The organism is Chitinibacter sp. SCUT-21 (assembly GCA_041874755.1).
Lineage (GTDB): Bacteria > Pseudomonadota > Gammaproteobacteria > Burkholderiales > Chitinibacteraceae > Chitinibacter.
Map to the genome: position 1 here is coordinate 2,684,918 of CP102611.1, position 16,855 is coordinate 2,701,772.

Annotated in this window: 12 protein-coding genes; 5 read left to right on the plus strand and 7 right to left on the minus strand. The window is 51.0% G+C overall.

Going from position 1 to position 16,855, the window contains the following annotated elements; translation table 11 throughout:
• Window positions 1-12: 12 nt before the first annotated feature.
• Window positions 13-2,622: an EAL domain-containing protein gene (locus tag NT239_12430; protein XGA70574.1), complete on the plus strand. Its 2,610-nt coding sequence runs from the start codon at window positions 13-15 to the stop codon at window positions 2,620-2,622.
• A gap of 30 nt (window positions 2,623-2,652) precedes the next feature.
• Here the strand turns inward: NT239_12430 and NT239_12435 are convergent, their stop codons facing one another.
• The 6 genes from NT239_12435 to NT239_12460 all read right to left on the minus strand — a co-directional run bounded on the left by NT239_12435 (window position 2,653) and on the right by NT239_12460 (window position 9,745).
• A complete protein-coding gene (locus NT239_12435; protein XGA70575.1) occupies window positions 2,653-3,399 on the minus strand; it encodes a transporter substrate-binding domain-containing protein in 747 nt (248 codons plus the stop codon).
• 102 nt (window positions 3,400-3,501) lie between these two features.
• Window positions 3,502-4,242, minus strand: a complete 741-nt coding sequence (locus NT239_12440; protein XGA72807.1) for an amino acid ABC transporter ATP-binding protein — start codon at window positions 4,240-4,242, stop codon at window positions 3,502-3,504.
• Window positions 4,243-4,328: 86 nt separating this feature from the next.
• Window positions 4,329-5,114 (minus strand): 16S rRNA (adenine(1518)-N(6)/adenine(1519)-N(6))-dimethyltransferase RsmA, encoded by a 786-nt coding sequence (gene rsmA, locus NT239_12445; protein XGA70576.1) that lies wholly within the window; start codon window positions 5,112-5,114, stop codon window positions 4,329-4,331.
• A 53-nt stretch (window positions 5,115-5,167) separates the two neighbouring features.
• Window positions 5,168-6,178, minus strand: coding sequence for a 4-hydroxythreonine-4-phosphate dehydrogenase PdxA (pdxA, locus tag NT239_12450; GenBank protein XGA70577.1), 1,011 nt, complete (start codon window positions 6,176-6,178; stop codon window positions 5,168-5,170).
• Window positions 6,178-7,476 (minus strand): peptidylprolyl isomerase, encoded by a 1,299-nt coding sequence (locus tag NT239_12455; protein XGA70578.1) that lies wholly within the window; start codon window positions 7,474-7,476, stop codon window positions 6,178-6,180. The genes pdxA and NT239_12455 overlap by 1 nt, the downstream gene beginning before the upstream one ends.
• Window positions 7,477-7,486: 10 nt before the next feature.
• Window positions 7,487-9,745 (minus strand): LPS-assembly protein LptD, encoded by a 2,259-nt coding sequence (locus NT239_12460; protein XGA70579.1) that lies wholly within the window; start codon window positions 9,743-9,745, stop codon window positions 7,487-7,489.
• Between NT239_12460 and NT239_12465 the strand changes: the two genes are divergently transcribed.
• From NT239_12465 to tkt, 4 genes are all read left to right on the plus strand, one after another.
• A complete protein-coding gene (locus NT239_12465; GenBank protein XGA70580.1) occupies window positions 9,744-10,736 on the plus strand; it encodes a phosphotransferase in 993 nt (330 codons plus the stop codon). The two genes, NT239_12460 and NT239_12465, sit on opposite strands and share 2 nt — an antisense overlap.
• A gap of 68 nt (window positions 10,737-10,804) precedes the next feature.
• Complete coding sequence (locus NT239_12470; protein XGA70581.1) at window positions 10,805-11,482, plus strand: nucleotidyltransferase family protein; 678 nt, start codon at window positions 10,805-10,807, stop codon at window positions 11,480-11,482.
• Between the two features lie 90 nt (window positions 11,483-11,572).
• Window positions 11,573-13,297 (plus strand): alpha/beta fold hydrolase, encoded by a 1,725-nt coding sequence (locus NT239_12475; protein ID XGA70582.1) that lies wholly within the window; start codon window positions 11,573-11,575, stop codon window positions 13,295-13,297.
• A 217-nt stretch (window positions 13,298-13,514) separates the two neighbouring features.
• Entirely contained in the window at window positions 13,515-15,515 is a 2,001-nt protein-coding gene (gene tkt / locus NT239_12480; GenBank protein XGA70583.1) for a transketolase, read from the plus strand.
• 84 nt (window positions 15,516-15,599) lie between these two features.
• Here tkt and NT239_12485 read toward each other — a convergent pair whose 3' ends face one another.
• On the minus strand, window positions 15,600-16,814 hold the full coding sequence (locus tag NT239_12485; protein ID XGA70584.1) for a cation:proton antiporter: 1,215 nt from the start codon (window positions 16,812-16,814) through the stop codon (window positions 15,600-15,602).
• Between the last annotated feature and the right edge of the window lie 41 nt (window positions 16,815-16,855).

Here is a 16,855-nt window from a genome sequence, read left to right on the forward strand (position 1 = left end):
CAGAGGCTTTCATTGTCTGATTCAATTGCTTTTACTGGCTTAGCCCAAACCGAGCAGCAGGCGCTGGGCATATATCACACTTATTTCAATGCATTTGATAGTGTGGTTGGCATTCTGGCGCAGCCAGATAGCCCAGAATACCTGGTTGATATGCTGCAGGTATTAGGACAAGCCTCGCGCAGCAGTATGACGGGTTTGTATCTGAATGATGAGCGGGGGCGCTCAGCCAAACTCGTTGCGGCTTGGCGCGACTGCGATTGCCATTTCCTTGAATATACTCCTACCCCGTTTTTGTCGATAGACTATGACCAATATGCGCTACTGGGCGATACCCTTGCTGTTGGTATGGTGTTGAATAAATCTTTATTGGAATTGCCACTCGCCGAGCAAATGCTGTTAGCACAAGTCGGAATTCGGCAATTGCTCTGTATTCCACTGCTGCAAGGCGGTGAGTTATTCGGCTTTTTGGCGTTTTTAAACGATGACGATAGCCGAACTCGAGATTCAATTGAGCTGCGTCTATTGGCGATGTTATCCAATCATGTCGCGCAATCGTTAGGCAAAGCTAAGCTTGAAGCTGAAGCGCTCGCTAATCAGCTGCGCTTGCGTGCACTGGTTGGCGCGACGCAAGATATGGTGTTCGAATTGGATGCGCATGGCGTTGTGCGCCATGTATGGTCTGGGCATCCGGCGCTGCCAGTGGCTGACAATTTACTCAATCGGCCGATGGCTGCGGTGTTGCCCTATGAATTAGCCCATGAGTTGATTCGGGGACTACCCGCTGTTTTAGCAGGGCAAGGCAGTAAACAATTTAACTGTGTCCTCCCACAACAGGATTTGTGTTTCTTGGTACGAATGCAGGCACTGGGAGATGAACAAAAGCGCAGTGCTGTGGTGCTATTGCAAGATGTATCAGCCTTAATGCACGACGCTGCGCGCAAGAAAACCATGCTGGAAACGCTCAATCTGCTCGAAGAGGCGATTATCGATCTGTTGCCAGATGGGACTTTGATTGAAGCCACAACAGCATGGGCGCAATTACGCGCCATTGAAGCACGACTTTTACCCCAAGAATTAGGCAAAGCATTGTGTGCGTGGGTCTACCCCGAAGATGTTGCACTGGTGGCGCAGTTAATTCATCAGCAGCTCAAATCGAAAGTCGCCGCTAGTGAACGCTTTAGACTTTTGCGCGCCGATGGCGATTTCATTTGGGTTGAGCTGCGCTTGATCGCCCATTTTGGCCCCGATGAGCGGCCGAGTGCCTTGCGAGGCGTACTGCGTGATGTCACTGTGGCGCATCTGAATGAGCAGAACATCACGCAAATGGCGCTGTACGATGGGCTTACTCGGCTACCAAATCGCTTATTGCTCGATAATGAGATTCATCGTGCGATTGATGAAGCGGCGCGCGAGCATAAAAAAGTGGGTCTTGGCTTTATCGATCTTGATCATTTCAAGCAAATCAACGACGCATTTGGCCATAAGACTGGCGATGATTTGTTGGTGCAATTGGCAGTGCGCTTGCAAAATGCCCTGCCTGAGAACGCCGTCTTAGCCCGCTGGGGCGGGGATGAATTTGTCGCACTAGTTCCCGATCTTGATAACCAAAAGCAATTGGCCTTAATCGCTGAGCAGCTGCGTCTGGCGGCGCGCCATAGTATGGTGATTAATGGTATGGAAACGCAACCGACAATTTCGGTTGGTTTTGCGATGTACCCAGATAATGCCGAAAGCGGTGATGAATTGTTATCGGCGGCCGATCACACGATGTACCACGCGAAACACGCGGGTCGCAATAGCGTGTGCTTTTACAGCGATATCGTTCATCTGAAAGCGCTAGGGCGTGAACACGTCGCAATCCAATCGCGGCTATCGAATGCCATTCGCCATGGTGGTTTACAAGTATTTTACCAACCGATAGTGAATGCGCGAAGTGGCGACATCATTGCGGTAGAAGCGCTGGCACGTTGGATGGATGATAAGAGCGGTTGGATTAGCCCCGAATTGTTTATTCCAATGGCGGAAAAAGTCGGGCTGATTCAAGAATTGTCCGAGCAAATCATGTTGCAATCGTTCGCCAAATTACGCGAATGGCGCGATTCAGGTTTGACGCAGCGTTTAATGATTAACGTCTCGCGTAGCCAGCTGTATTTACCCACCTTTGTCACGACCTTGGTCGAGCGGCTGAGCCAATTTAAATTACGGCCGAACGACGTCATTATCGAGGTGACTGAAAGCGTCGCTTTAACCGATTACGCCCGACAAATGCGGCATTTGCGGCAATTGAGCGATGCGGGGTTCATGCTGGCGATTGATGATTTTGGCACTGGCTATTCTTCCTTATCGCAATTGCACGAAATGCCCGCAAAAATGCTGAAAGTTGATGTGTCGTTCTCACAGCGTTTACACACTGATGAAGGCCGGCGCGTGATGCAAGCGATTGCGCAAATGGCGCAGGGTTTGCAGCTTGATTTGGTGGTGGAAGGGGTCGAGAGCTTAGAAACGGTTCGCTTTCTGCAGGGTTTAGGGGTGAATAATATGCAGGGCTTTTATTTCAGCGAACCCGTGCCGTCTGGGGTGGCTGAATTATGGATGCGAATTGGTTTGGTCGGTAAAATTTAACATACCAGGCGGAGTATTGCTTTGTAATAATTATGGTGCAATGTCTATATAGCTATACTGCCTGATTTTATTTTGCCATTTTGGGTCTTTCGCCATTTCGTCAACGGCTTTGTTGATAAATTTAATTAAGCCCGTTTGGTTTGGGCTGATTAGAATTAGTCGCTCATAGCGATTGCGCGGTGTGCTGGCGGCATAGAGCCCTGCTACAGCAGCAGGTGTGCTCAGACGTAATTCAATCCAACTACTGTGCGGAATAAATACAAAGTCTACCCGGCGTGCCTGTAGTTTTTTCAGATTCATGTCTTGATTGGGCGCATCGTCGCGCACTATGCGGCCACTACTGATAAGGGCTTCAAATTCTGCGTAGCGATGCCCTAAGATGCCACCCAATGTTTTGCCACTCATTGATTCTGGATTGGTGTAATTGAAGGCCTGATAACTTAAGACTAAATCGGCATCATGCATAATCACGCCACTCCAGGCGTAATGCGTTTTTGTTTCATCCCGAAACCAGATGGGGGATACCCAAGGAATAATACCCTGCCATTTTGGATCTTCTAGTAGTAAGTCAATGCGCTTTCTGGGGGTGATTTGAACTTCAAATTGGTACGCGCCTTTGCTTTGTTCGCTCAGCCTGTGGGCCAATTCTTGCGTTAAGCCATAGCCATCAGCGCGCCAAAAAGGCGGAAAGTCGTAGTGTGAATAGAGCGTAATACGCTCGGTGGCGAACAGCATCGGCGCGATACACGCGACGATGAGAGCGGTAAGCAGCTTCATGGAAATCTCGCAGCAATTATGTTGAGTTTAGACCAAAACATTTGATTTGCTGCGAGCAGGCGACATAACGCGCTCAACAGGTCGTGAGCGCGTGGACCGCGATTACTGGTGCATTGGCGCCAAGATTTGACGCAGGAATTGTTTTGCGCGATCGGTTTGTGGGTTGGTGAAGAATGATTCTGGTGTTGTATCTTCCAAAATTTCACCATGATCGAGGAAAATAATCCGATCGGCCACTTCGCGCGCAAAGCCCATTTCGTGGGTAACGACCATCATCGTCATGCCCGATTCGGCCAGCGATTTCATTACTTCCAAAACTTCACCGATCATTTCAGGATCAAGCGCACTGGTTGGTTCGTCAAATAGCATTACGCGTGGGCTCATCGCCAAACCGCGTGCAATCGCAACGCGTTGCTGCTGACCGCCAGACAGATTGCTAGGGTATGCGTCTTTTTTATGCGCTAAACCAACGCGTTCCAACAATTCCAATGCGGTTTTATTCGCGACTTCTGGGGATTGCTTTTTCACCTGAATTGGCGCTAGCGTGATGTTTTCGAGTACCGACAAATGCGGATACAGGTTGAAGTGCTGGAACACAAAACCGACTTCTTCGCGCAGTTTATTAATATCGGTTTTTGGGCTATTCGCTTGTACGCCGTTCACCCAGATCTCGCCGTCGTTAATCGCTTCAAGCTGATTAATGGTGCGAATCAGCGTGGATTTGCCCGAGCCTGACGGGCCACATAACACCACCACTTCACCTTGCTTTACTTCCAGGTTTAGATTTTTTAAAACATGGTGGCTAGGGCCATACCATTTGTTAACTTTGCTAAAGCGAATCATGGTGGTATCTGTGTTCATCAATCAAGCCTTTGATTTTGCAATCTTTGTACTGCAAAGCCTAGCGGGGAAAACCCTAGGCCTTACACTTATTTTTGCAATGCGTTCGATAGCGCAACATACTGCGCGACGGTGACGTTTTCTGGGCGCAAGCTCGGCTCAATACCAACTGCTGCGAGCACTTCATCATTCGCAATGCCTTTTAGATTATTGCGAATGGTTTTGCGGCGCTGAGCAAAGGCCGTTTGCACCAGATTGCGCAGATGTTCTTCATCCTTGGCTGGGTGTGGTAACACATCGTACGGCACCATGCGCACCACGGCAGAGTCCACTTTCGGTGGAGGATCAAAACTTTCTGGTGGCACATCAATGATGTGATCCATCAGATAGCGATACTGCAACATGATCGACAGCCGACCGTAATCGGTAGTGCCCGGCTCGGCGACCATGCGATCAACGACTTCTTTTTGCAGCATAAAGTGCATGTCATAAATCACATCACCAAAGCTCGCGAGGTGAAACAGCAGCGGCGTGGAAATATTGTAGGGTAGGTTGCCGACCAGCTTAATGCGGCCACCGGGCGCAATCTCGCGCGCCAAGGCACCAAAATCAAACATCAGCGCGTCACAATTATGAATCACCAATTGTTCTGGCGTGTAGCGGGCGGATAAATGCGCAACGATATCGCGGTCGATTTCCACCACATGCAGCTGTGGCACACGCGCCATCAATGGGATAGTCAGTGCGGCCAAACCAGGCCCAATTTCAACGATGGCGTCTTCTTTGTGCGGGTCAACCGCGTTGATAATGCTGGCGATCACGCCTTGGTCTTGCAAAAAATTCTGCCCAAAACGTTTGCGTGGGATATGTGCCATGTCTTTCCTAATTCTATGTGGGCGAAAGTCTCGCACGGGCGCGAGTCTGTCGCTTAAAGCTGATGTGATGCGAGTTGGGCCGCGAGTTTCGTCGCGGCAATCAGGCTGCCGATATCGGCTTTGCCGGTACAAGCCAAATCGAGCGCCGTGCCGTGATCGACTGAGGTGCGAATAATTGGCAAGCCCAAGGTAATATTAATGCCCGCACCAAAAGTTGCGAATTTTAACACTGGCAGACCCTGATCATGGTACATCGCCAGTACGGCGTCACCCTGCGCCAAGATCGGCGGATTAAACAGCGTGTCGGCGGGCAGCGGGCCGATCAGTTGCATGCCTTCACCGCGCAATTGCTCCAGTACCGGCATGATGACGTCGATTTCTTCACGCCCCATATGGCCTGATTCACCTGCGTGTGGATTGAGCCCCGCGACGATAATGCGCGGCTGCGTAATGCCAAATTTTGTCTGTAAATCGGCGTGCAAAATCCGCAAGGTCGTCGTTAACGAATCGGCCGTTAATGCGGCTGGCACGTCTTTGAGCGGTAAATGCGTGGTCGCCAAGGCGACGCGCATCTGCTGTTGCTCGCCGTATTCGCCCGCCAGCATCATGACCACCTGTGGGGTATTGGTCAGTTCGGCAAGGTATTCGGTATGGCCAGAGAAATACCCCTTGCCATCGGCATGAATACCTTCGTTTATCACGCCTTTATGAATCGGCGCGGTCACCATGGCTGCGAATTCACCATTCACACAACCTTGCGTCGCGCGATCAAGCAATTGCAACACATAAGCAGCGTTGTCGCGATTGAGTTGCCCCGCTTGCACAGGGCTGCTTAGCGCAATATCGAGAATGGAAACTGGCGCAGTTTGCGCCGCGTCGTAATCTGGCCACGCTGCGACTTGTGACGCAGCAACGCCCAGTTGTGTTGCACGCTCGAGCAGCAAGTGGCGATCACCCAAAATCACAATGGGGTAGGGTATTGCTCCCAAGGCCATTTGGATAGTGATATCTGGGCCAATACCTGCGGGTTCTCCGCTGGTGATCGCCAATGGCTTAGCTGACATTATTCGTCCTTCAGGCGAATCACAATGCGGGAGCGATCACGCAATTGACGTAACCAATCTTCGTACTGCTCTTCGGCTTTGCGTTGGGCTAATTCTTTGCGCACTTTAAAGCGTGCTTGCTCCTGCGTTACGTCTTGATCGCGGCGTTCGAGCACTTGAATCAAATGGAAGCCAAACGGCGATTGCACCGGCATACTGATTTCATTCACCGCTAAGGCGTTCATTGCCTCTTCGAAGGGCGGTACGGTTTCGCCTGGATTGAGCCAACCTAGATCGCCACCTTTGCTCGCACTGGCATCATCCGAGAACGATTTGGCCATGCGGGCAAAATCTTGCCCACCTTGAATGCGATCACGCATTTGCAGCAGTTTCTGGCGCGCATCGGTGGTTGAGGTGACTTCGTTGCTACGAATTAAAATGTGGCGCGCACGGGTTTGTTTAACGATCACTTTTTCTTCTTGGCTGCGTTTATCCATCAGCTTGAAGATGTGAAAAGCGACAGGAGTACGCACAATATCGGTGTATTCGCCCGGCTGTAATTTATCGAGCAAATTGGTAAAGGCGGGTGGCAATGAACCTGCTGGGCGCCAGCCGAGCACGCCGCCTTTGGTGGCATTGGCATCATTTGAGTAACTCGCCGCCACGGTGCCAAAGGCTTTGCCCGCTTCAATTTCTTGTCGCGCAGCCTGAATGCGGGCGCGTTTAGCGGCAATTTGCTCAGGGCTGGCGTTTTCCGGAATATTTACTTGGATTTGTGCCAATTGATATTCCATTTTGGCTTTGCCGGCCGAAATCTTCAGATAGTCATCAATTTCTGATTCGGTAACGACCACTTTGCTATCCACTTCTCGCTCTTTTAGACGGGCGAGCAAAATTTCTTGCCGAATGTCATCGCGAAATTGGCGCCAAGTCACGCCTGTGCTTTGTAATTTATCGCGAAAAGCGGGGACACTCATGCCATTTTGTTCGGCCAAACGGTTTATTGCCATTTCCAACTGTTTGTCATCGACGCGAAGGCCAATCTTTTCTGCGTGCTGCAGTTGTACCTGATCGGTAATTAAGCGATCAAGCACTTGCTGCTGCAAAATGTCATCAGGGGGAAGTTTGACTTTTTGGCGATCAAGGTTGGTTTTAACGGCCGACACTTTGCGATCAAGTTCGACTTGAGTAATCGCATTGCGATTGACTACGGCGACAACGCGATCGACGGTGACAACTTCTGCGGGCGCAGTTTGGCTAAGCAAAGCAGCTAAAAGCGCTGCACTGAGTTTTTTACTAGATGTCAGACTGAATGTCATACGATGCCTATTAACGCAGTTTGGGCGAAGAGTAAGTGTCGGCATAGCCGGGAATGGACTGACGCAGCACCGAAATCGGATTCATCCCGATGCCTGCCAAACCTCCAAGTTCCAATAACAGGAAGTAATTCGTTTTGTATTCGCTATCGGTCGTGATATAGCGCTGTGCCGCAAGGCGCAGTGCCCAGCAGCCCGCATTATATTCAAGGCCAGCTAGTGCCTCTAGCGCTTGATTGTCTTTCAATGAATAGTTGTAACGAGCGACGCCGTACCAACCGCCGCCCAGTGGCCATTGACCGCTGGCATCGACTTGTTCGGTGGCGGTGGTACGATTGACGCTATAGCGCAAATTCAGCGTTTTATACTCGCTTGGCGTCCAGTTTAAATTCACGTCGGCACGGACGGTGCGGTCATTACGTACATCTTGTTGCAAGGTGTAGTCGGCACGCAAATGGTAAGGTAGCTGGCCACCGAGCATCACTAATAAATCAGACGAGGTATTCAGATTATCTTCATAGGTGGTATCAAGTCCGACTTTGGGGGCGGAAAAATAAACCCGCTGCCCTATCCCCGCATAAAAACGTTCGATCCCATTTGCATCGTCAAAAATCCGTGTATTGACAGCCAAGGTGATTTCATTGGCGTCGTTAATGCGGTCATTACCCGAGAATTTATTTTCCGAAAACAGGGAAGACCACGATAAATCGGTGGTGCCGCTATCGTAGTTAGGCAGGTGCGATTGTTCTTTAAACGGCACGTACAAATAGTACAGCTGTGGCTCTAGCGTTTGCAGAATATTATTGCCGAACAAGCTGCCTTCGCGCTCAAAAAAGAGCCCGGTGTTGATACTGGCGATGGGCAAAACCCGATTCTCACTACCCAAATCCTGACCCGTGATTGATTCATTGCGATAATGAGTGGCATGAACGCCAATTTTAGGGGTAATGAAGCTGTATTCATTGGCTAATGGAAGGCTCACCGTTGGATAAATCCACGAGCGATCTCCTTGGGCTTTGCTGTCGTGAGCAAAACGCGTGTACTCGGCCGAAATATTGCTTTGTGTGCCTGCGCCTAAATTGGGCGTATAACTGCCATACCACTGTGGCAAGCGTTTATACGGCTCATCAACAGGTGTCGTGCTGCTTTGTAGGGTCTGATATTGCTGCGCACGCAAAAAGGTTGACCAATTGCTACCGCTATATGACAAAGTGCCTTCTTGTGGCAGATTGACTTGCGAAGCCACGGCGAGTCGATCGCCAAAATCGCTAAAGTAGTGGTCGTCCGACACTTTTTGATAATTTAAATCGAGACGCAAGCGATCGGCCAGTAATTGACTGTGCTGGAAGATTACGCTGTAGCGACGATCTTCCTCTTCCTTGTCGTTAATTCCCTCTAACTTGATCGCACCGGCGTAATTGGGCTGCAAATATCTAAATTCGCCACCGAGCATAAAGCCGCGCTTGCCAAAATAGCTTGGGTAAATTGTTGCGTCATAATTGGGCGCGATATTCCAGTAAAACGGCTGGGTATATTCCAGCCCATTGGTGCTGCTGTACGCAAAATTGGGCATTAAAAAGCCGGTTTTGCGTCCGCCATCAAGCGGGAAGTCGACCCATGGGTAATAAAAAACTGGTACCGATTGAAACTCGAGCCAGCCATGCCAAGCTTGGCCATAATTGCGCGTGTAATCGAGTTGCAGCTCATTGGCGTGCAGTTTCCACGAGTTTTGTTCTGGCGTGCAGGTGGTCATGGTGCCACTTTGGACGCGGTATTTATCCTTGCCTTCAAACAGGATTTTCACCGCCTCGCCACGCGCCATACTTTGGCCCATTAAATAGGTGGCGTCTTCCAGTTCGCCCTCTTGAGCGGTGACGGCGATATCGAGGCGTTTGCCGGTGAGTGTGTCGCCATCTTTTTCCATTGTTACTTTATCGCCAGCGTGCACCATATCGGTTTGCTGCTGGTATTTGACCCAGTCGGCCTTAATTTCCACCGCATCGCGATTGATGATGACGTTGCCCTTGGCCTCAAGATGATCGCCCTCAAGCACATTGGCTTGATCCGCCTCGATAAACACCGGCGGTTCAGGCGTTGGGGCAGGTGCGGTTTGTGCCTGCGCTTGCAAAGCCCAAAAACACGGCAATGCAGCGAGCGAGAGCTTCAAAATAGTGAGGTGAAATGGTGGTGAATGATGCACCCGCATGTGGCCTTGTTCAGCTAACTGGTAGAATTGCGTGATATTAGCAGATTTGAGAGTAATTCTTAGCATGAACAGACAAGAACAAATTACCAATTGGCTGCAAGCAGAGTTTGCCGCCACGCCTTCTTCACTCTCCATTGCGGCGTCTGATGCCAGCGTACGCCAATACTGGCGCGCTAGCTGGGCCGATCGATCCCTGATCGTGATGGATTTTGACCCTACCCAATTTGATGTGCAGCCGTTTCTAGCGCGCCAAGCGCAACTGGCTGGTGCTGGCGCAGCGGTGCCGGTGTTGCTAAAAACATCAAGCGACTTAGGCTTGGTCGCACTGGAAGATTTGGGCGATGTGACCTTGGCGAGTTTACTGAATGAAGACAATGCCAAAGCCTGGTATCTGCGTGCAATTCATGATTTAGTTCAGCTGCAGGCGCATACCCTTGATGAAGGCTTGCCACTGTTTGACGCTGCTTTTATTCAGCGCGAGCTTGATATTTGCCGCGAGTGGTATATTGGCCAGCAATTTAAAACCGAATTAGCCGGCACCGATCTGAAGGTGTGGGAACGCTCGTGCGAGTTGATTCGCAATGAAATTTTGCAACAGCCTACCGTGTTTATGCACCGTGATTTTCATTCACGTAATTTAATGGTCAAAGACGATCAGTTGCGCGTGATTGATTTTCAAGACGCGGTCAAAGGCCCCATCGCGTACGATTTAGTGTCTTTATTGCGCGACGCTTATGTGTCGTGGAATGAAGCGTTTGTCCTCGATCTAGCGATTCGCTATTGGGAAATGGCGCGCGAAGCGGGTCTGCCGGTGCACGACGATTTTTCTGACTTTTACCGCGCCTTTGAATGGGCTGGCCTGCAGCGCCATATCAAAATCCTTGGCCTGTTTGCACGTTTGAGCATCCGCGATGGCAAAGATCGCTATCTGGCTGATCAGCCACGGGTATTTGAATACGTGCGCCAAGTGTGCCTGCGCTACCGCGAACTAACACCACTGGGCCGTATCTTGCTTAATTTGCACGGCACGCCGGTTGAGTCTGGCTTTACCTTTTAATATGGGTATTGGGCTGTAGGCCAATTACAATAATTTCTGTGGCCCAATACTGTTGTTGGTATATGTAAATGAAAGCAATGATCTTGGCCGCTGGCCGTGGCGAGCGCATGCGCCCGCTGACTGATGTAACTCCCAAACCCTTGCTCGACGTGGTCGGTACGCCGCTGATTGGCTGGCATCTCAAGCGCCTCGTTGCGGCGGGAATTGATCAAATTGTGATCAACCACGCTTGGTTGGGGCAACAGATTGAAGACACGCTGCAAGATGGCGCGGCGTATGGCGCGCAAATTCAATATTCAGCCGAGACCACCGCACTAGAAACCGCAGGCGGGATTACGACTGCTTTGCCGCTGTTGGGCGAAGCGCCGTTTTTGGTCGTTAACGGTGATGTGTTTACCGATATTGATTTTAGCCAAGCAGCTTTGCAGCAATTGGACGCCGGCATCCTCGCGCATCTGATTTTGGTGCCCAATCCGCCGCAACATCCGAATGGTGATTTTGCGTTGGTCGATGGTAAAGCACAGTCTGATGGTGAGCAGAAATATACCTTCAGCGGAATTGGCATATATCACCCCGATTTATTTGCCGATTTAGCGGCTAATCAGCCCGCCAAATTAGGCCCGCTGCTGCGTGAGGCGATGACGCAGGGTAGGGTGAGCGCGTCATTGCATACTGGCTTATGGATGGATGTCGGTACCGTTGAGCGTTTGGAATTGGCGCGGCAGGCTGCCTTGGCACTCGGGTAATTTTTTGGTGTGAGCAATGCGCAAAAAGTGCATTGCTTTATGTTGCGTCGCAGCGTAAATTTAAAGATATCGCCTGCGGGGAGCATGATCATGCCAGAAACGATTTTTTCTCAGTTTTATGCCGAGCAACAACAGCGTTTTGAGCAGTTTCAACACCAAATGCGTCAAACTTTGGATCCTTTTGGCCTTGGGGAAACCACGCTAAAAGCGCAAAAAGCATGGCTGCACCACCCCGATCTGCTGTATCAGGCGTATACCAGCTACGCCAATGATCTGATTCGTATCCAAGGTTTTACGCTAAGGCGTTATTGGGGCGAGCCCGATAGCGATGTGATCCCGCCGCATCCCGATGATCCGCGCTTTGCCGACCCGATTTGGTGCGATTCGCCATTCTGGGATAGCTTAAAAGAATGGTATTTGCTCAATACCCGCTGGCTGCAAAATAATCTGTATGCCACGCCTGATTTATGCGATCAAGAGCGCAGTATTTCGGCCTTTTGGTTGCGGCAAATGCTCAACGCCATGGCGCCAACCAATTTTCTGCTCACCAATCCGACTGCGCTCGCCACCGCTTTAGAAAGCAAGGGCATGAGCCTAGCGCGCGGCATGGATAATTTTATCCGCGATATGGGTAAGGGCGATATTGCGATGACCGATTTGGATGCCTTTAAAGTCGGTGAAAATCTGGCAACGACTGAAGGCGCTGTGGTGTATCGCGGTAGACTCCTTGAAGTGATTCACTATCAGGCCAATACCCCTACGGTGCATAAAGTGCCGCTGGTGCTGGTGTCGCCGTGGATTAATAAATACTACGTACTCGATCTCAATCCGCAGAAAAGCATTATCAAATATCTGGTCGATCAGGGCTTTTCGGTGTTTGTCACCAGTTGGAAAAACCCCGATAGCAGCATGTCGGAAGTGAGTTTTGACGATTACCTGACCGATGGCGTGGCGCAAATCATCGACGTGGCGCGCGAAATTAGCGGCAGCGCCAAGGTTAACTTGCTCGGCTACTGCATCGGCGGCACCTTGGTAACGACTTATTTGGCGTGGGCTAATCGGGCCGATCCGAATAATGTGCCAGTCGAAACCGCTACTTTACTAACGACACTCACCGATTTTGAGCGACCCGGCGATATTGAAGTCTTTATCGACGAAGACGGTCTTGATTACATCGATAAAGTGATGGATAGAAAAGGCTATCTCGACGGCAAAGAAATGGCCGCGAGTTTCCGCCTATTGCGCTCCAACAGCCTGATTTGGAATTACTGGGCGAGTAACTATTTGCTCGGCGAAACACCGATGGCATTTGACGTGCTGTATTGGAATATGGATACCACGCGGATGCCGAAAAAAATGCACCGCAGCTATCTGCGCGATTTGTATTGGTCGAATAAATTAGTCCAACCCGATGCGCTGAACTTGGCGGGCCAGCCGATTGATTTAGGCAAAATCACGCAGCCAATTTATATGGTCAGCGCCGAAGAAGATCACATCGCACCATGGAAGCAAACCTTTACTCTGGCTGATCGAGTGTCAGGCCCAGTGCAATTTACGCTCTCCACCTCGGGGCACATCATCGGCATCATCAATCCACCGGGGCCAAAATGTAAGCGCAGCTACTGGCAGGGCGAACCCGCTAAGCAGCAAAGCGCGGATGAGTGGATTGAGGGTAAAGAGCAGGTGGCGGGCTCGTGGTGGCCCAATTGGGTGGAATGGCTCAAGCCTTATTCGGGCAATCAAGTGAAGCCAAAATTATCGAGCCGTAAACATACGAAGTTGTGCGACGCACCCGGCACCTATGTACTCGAATAAACGCTAAATTCCTTTCATGAAATTTTGTTTTTCCGCAACATCACGCTCACGCCCGTATTTTACAATGCGGGCGTGTAGTTTTTTTATCTAGCCCCTATGCCACTGGCCTTAGGCTCGGCGATAATGCAGCACCCATTTTTACCTTGGTTCGCGACAGAATTTCAGACACACTGTGGCGCAGCAAGGAATTCGTTTTCATACAATAAGGAATACAGTGATGGCAGCAACGCGTACTGACTTAGCAAATGCAATTCGCGCACTGGCGATGGACGCTGTGCAAAAAGCCAATTCAGGTCACCCAGGCGCACCGATGGGGATGGCTGAAATTGGTCTGGCGTTGTGGGGTGGCCATATGCGCTTTAACCCGCAAAACCCAGCTTGGGCTAACCGTGATCGCTTTGTGCAATCGAACGGCCATGGCTCAATGCTGCAATATGCGCTGCTGCACCTCACTGGTTTTGATGTATCGATGGATGACATCAAAAATTTCCGTCAATTCCACTCAAAAACGCCAGGCCACCCAGAAGTTCACTACACGCCAGGCGTAGAAACAACGACTGGTCCATTGGGTCAAGGTATCACCAACGCCGTGGGTTTCGCTTTGGCAGAAAAACTGCTGGCGGCGCAATTTAATAAACCGGGTCTGGATATCGTTGACCACCACACGTATGTGTTCTTGGGCGACGGTTGCTTGATGGAAGGTATCTCTCACGAAGCGTGCGCTTTGGCCGGTACTTGGGGCTTGGGCAAGCTGATCGCGTTCTGGGACGACAACGGCATTTCAATTGATGGCCACGTTGAAGGCTGGTTCACTGACGATACGCCAAAACGTTTTGAATCATACGGCTGGCACGTGATTGCTGGCGTAGATGGCCACGACGTTGACGCACTCAACGCTGCGATTGTTGCCGCCAAAGCGGAAAGCAATAAACCAACACTGATTTGCTGCAAAACCATCATCGGTAAAGGCTCGCCAAACAAAGCCGCTAGCCACGATTGCCACGGCGCACCATTGGGCGACGCTGAAATCGCTCTGACGCGCGAAGCGATTGGCTGGCCACACGCGCCATTCGAAATCCCGGCTGACGTGTACGCAGGTTGGGACAAAAAAGCCGCTGGTGCTGCAGCTGAAGCCGAGTGGAATGCATTGTTTGCGAAATACGCAGCGCAATTCCCAGCTGAAGCGGCTGAGTTCACTCGTCGCATGAAAGGCGACTTGCCAGCAAACTGGCAAGATCTGGTGAAAACTGCCGTTGCGGAAGCGAACAGCAAAGCTGAAACCATCGCTACGCGTAAAGCCAGCCAAAACGCAATTCAAGCTTTCGCGCCAAACTTGCCAGAAATGCTCGGCGGTTCGGCTGACTTGACTGGCTCTAACTTGACCAACTGGAAAGGCTCGAGCAGCTTGAAAGTTGAAAACGGCCAAATTAGCGGCAACCACATCAGCTACGGTGTACGTGAATTCGGTATGAGCCACATCATGAATGGCTTGGTACTGCACGGCGGTTTCCGTCCATTCGGCGGCACCTTCCTGATGTTCTGCGAATACGCATTGAACGCGGTGCGTATGGCTGCGCTGATGAAAACCAACAATATCTTCGTTTACACGCACGATTCAATCGGCTTGGGCGAAGATGGTCCAACACACCAGCCAGTTGAGCAATTGCAAACGCTGCGTTGCATCCCGAACATGAACGTATGGCGTCCAGCTGATACCGTTGAATCAGTGGTGGCTTGGGCTGATGCGATCGAACAACGCACTACACCATCTTCATTGATCTTCAGCCGTCAAAACTTGGCTTTTCAAGCGCGCACTGAAGAGCAAATCGCCAACATCAAACGCGGCGGCTATGTATTGCGTGATGCGGCCAATCCAAAAGTGGTATTGCTAGCCACCGGTTCTGAGTTGGATCTGGCGGTGAAAGCGTTCGACGCACTGGCTGCTGAAGGTATCGCAGCGCGCGTGGTTTCTATGCCAAGCACCAATGTGTTCGACAAACAAGACGCAGCGTACAAAGCTTCAGTGTTGCCAGCCGGCGTAGTGCGTTTGGCGGTTGAAGCGGGCACCAGCGACTTCTGGCGCAAATACGTTGGCCTCGAAGGCGATGTGATCGGCATCGACACCTTCGGTGAGTCAGCGCCAGCGCCGTTGTTGTTCAAACACTTCGGCTTCACGGTAGAAAACGTAGTAGCGCGTGCGAAAGCTTTGGTGAAATAAGCCTTGCTACGCCAATAAAAAAAGCGCCTTCGGGCGCTTTTTTTATTGCCTAGATTATCTGGGTATTGCTTCCAAAGCTAGATTTTAGCTTGTCTTCGAAGTATTACTACCATCGGGTATTAAGCGATTTAAAATCGAAAATAGCGGTGGATTGATCAAGATTGAAATCAGCGCGCCAGCAATAATCAGCGCATTGGCATCGGCATTTAACAGCCCTAGCGACAAACCCAAGGTTGCCAAAATAAACGAAAATTCGCCGATTTGCGCCAAACTGGCGGCGATCGTGCTGGCAACGGCGTTGTTATAGCCATAGACACGCACAATACCCCACGCCGCGAGTGATTTGCCGACGACGATAACCAGCACGGTGGCGATCAGCGCCAACGGTTGTTCAACAATAATGCTCGGGTCGAACAACATGCCGACCGAAACAAAAAACAGCACGGCAAACGCATCGCGTAGCGGTAGCGATTCTTCGGCGGCGCGATGGCTAAACTCCGATTCGGCCAAGACCATGCCGGCAAAGAAAGCGCCGAGCGCGAAAGAGACGCCAAATAAATGCGATGCGCCGTAGGCGACGCCCAAGGCAATCGCCAAAACGCCCAGGCGAAACAACTCGCGGCTACCGGTCCACACGGTTTTTTCCAGCACCCACGGAATGACACGGCGACCAATAATCAGCATAAACGCGACAAAGGCGGCGACCTTGCTCATCGTTGTTAATAGCAACATGCCCAAGCTTTGCTCGCCACTGCTGGCGCTGGTATTGCCGCCAAGCAATCCGGCCATCGCCGGTAGCAAAACTAAAATCAGCACCATGGCCAAATCTTCGACAATCAACCAGCCAATCGCAATGCGGCCTTGTGGTGTGTGCTCTAATTCGTATTTTTGCAGCGCTTTCAGTAGCACGACGGTGCTGGCGACCGACAACGCCAAGCCAAACACCAGACCTTGACCCCAAGGCCAGCCCATAAACCACGCCAAGGCCATGCCCAGCAGCGTGGCGCACGCGATTTGCAAAATCGCTCCCGGCACCGCAATGCGTTTGACGCTCATTAAATCTTTGATCGAAAAATGCAGCCCCACGCCAAACATCAGCAAAATCACGCCTATTTCGGCCAGCTCGGTGGCTAGTGCTGGGTCGGCAACAGGGCCGGGTGTATACGGGCCAACAATAATCCCGGCACATAAATAACCAATTAGCGGCGGCATACGACAACGTTGAGTCAGCATGCCAAACAGGTAAGCCAGTCCCAAACCTAACACCAGTGTCGTCAATAAAGGGGTATCGTGGTGCATTCATTCTCCTGCGCTAGAGTGGGGCTTGATCCTATTGTAAT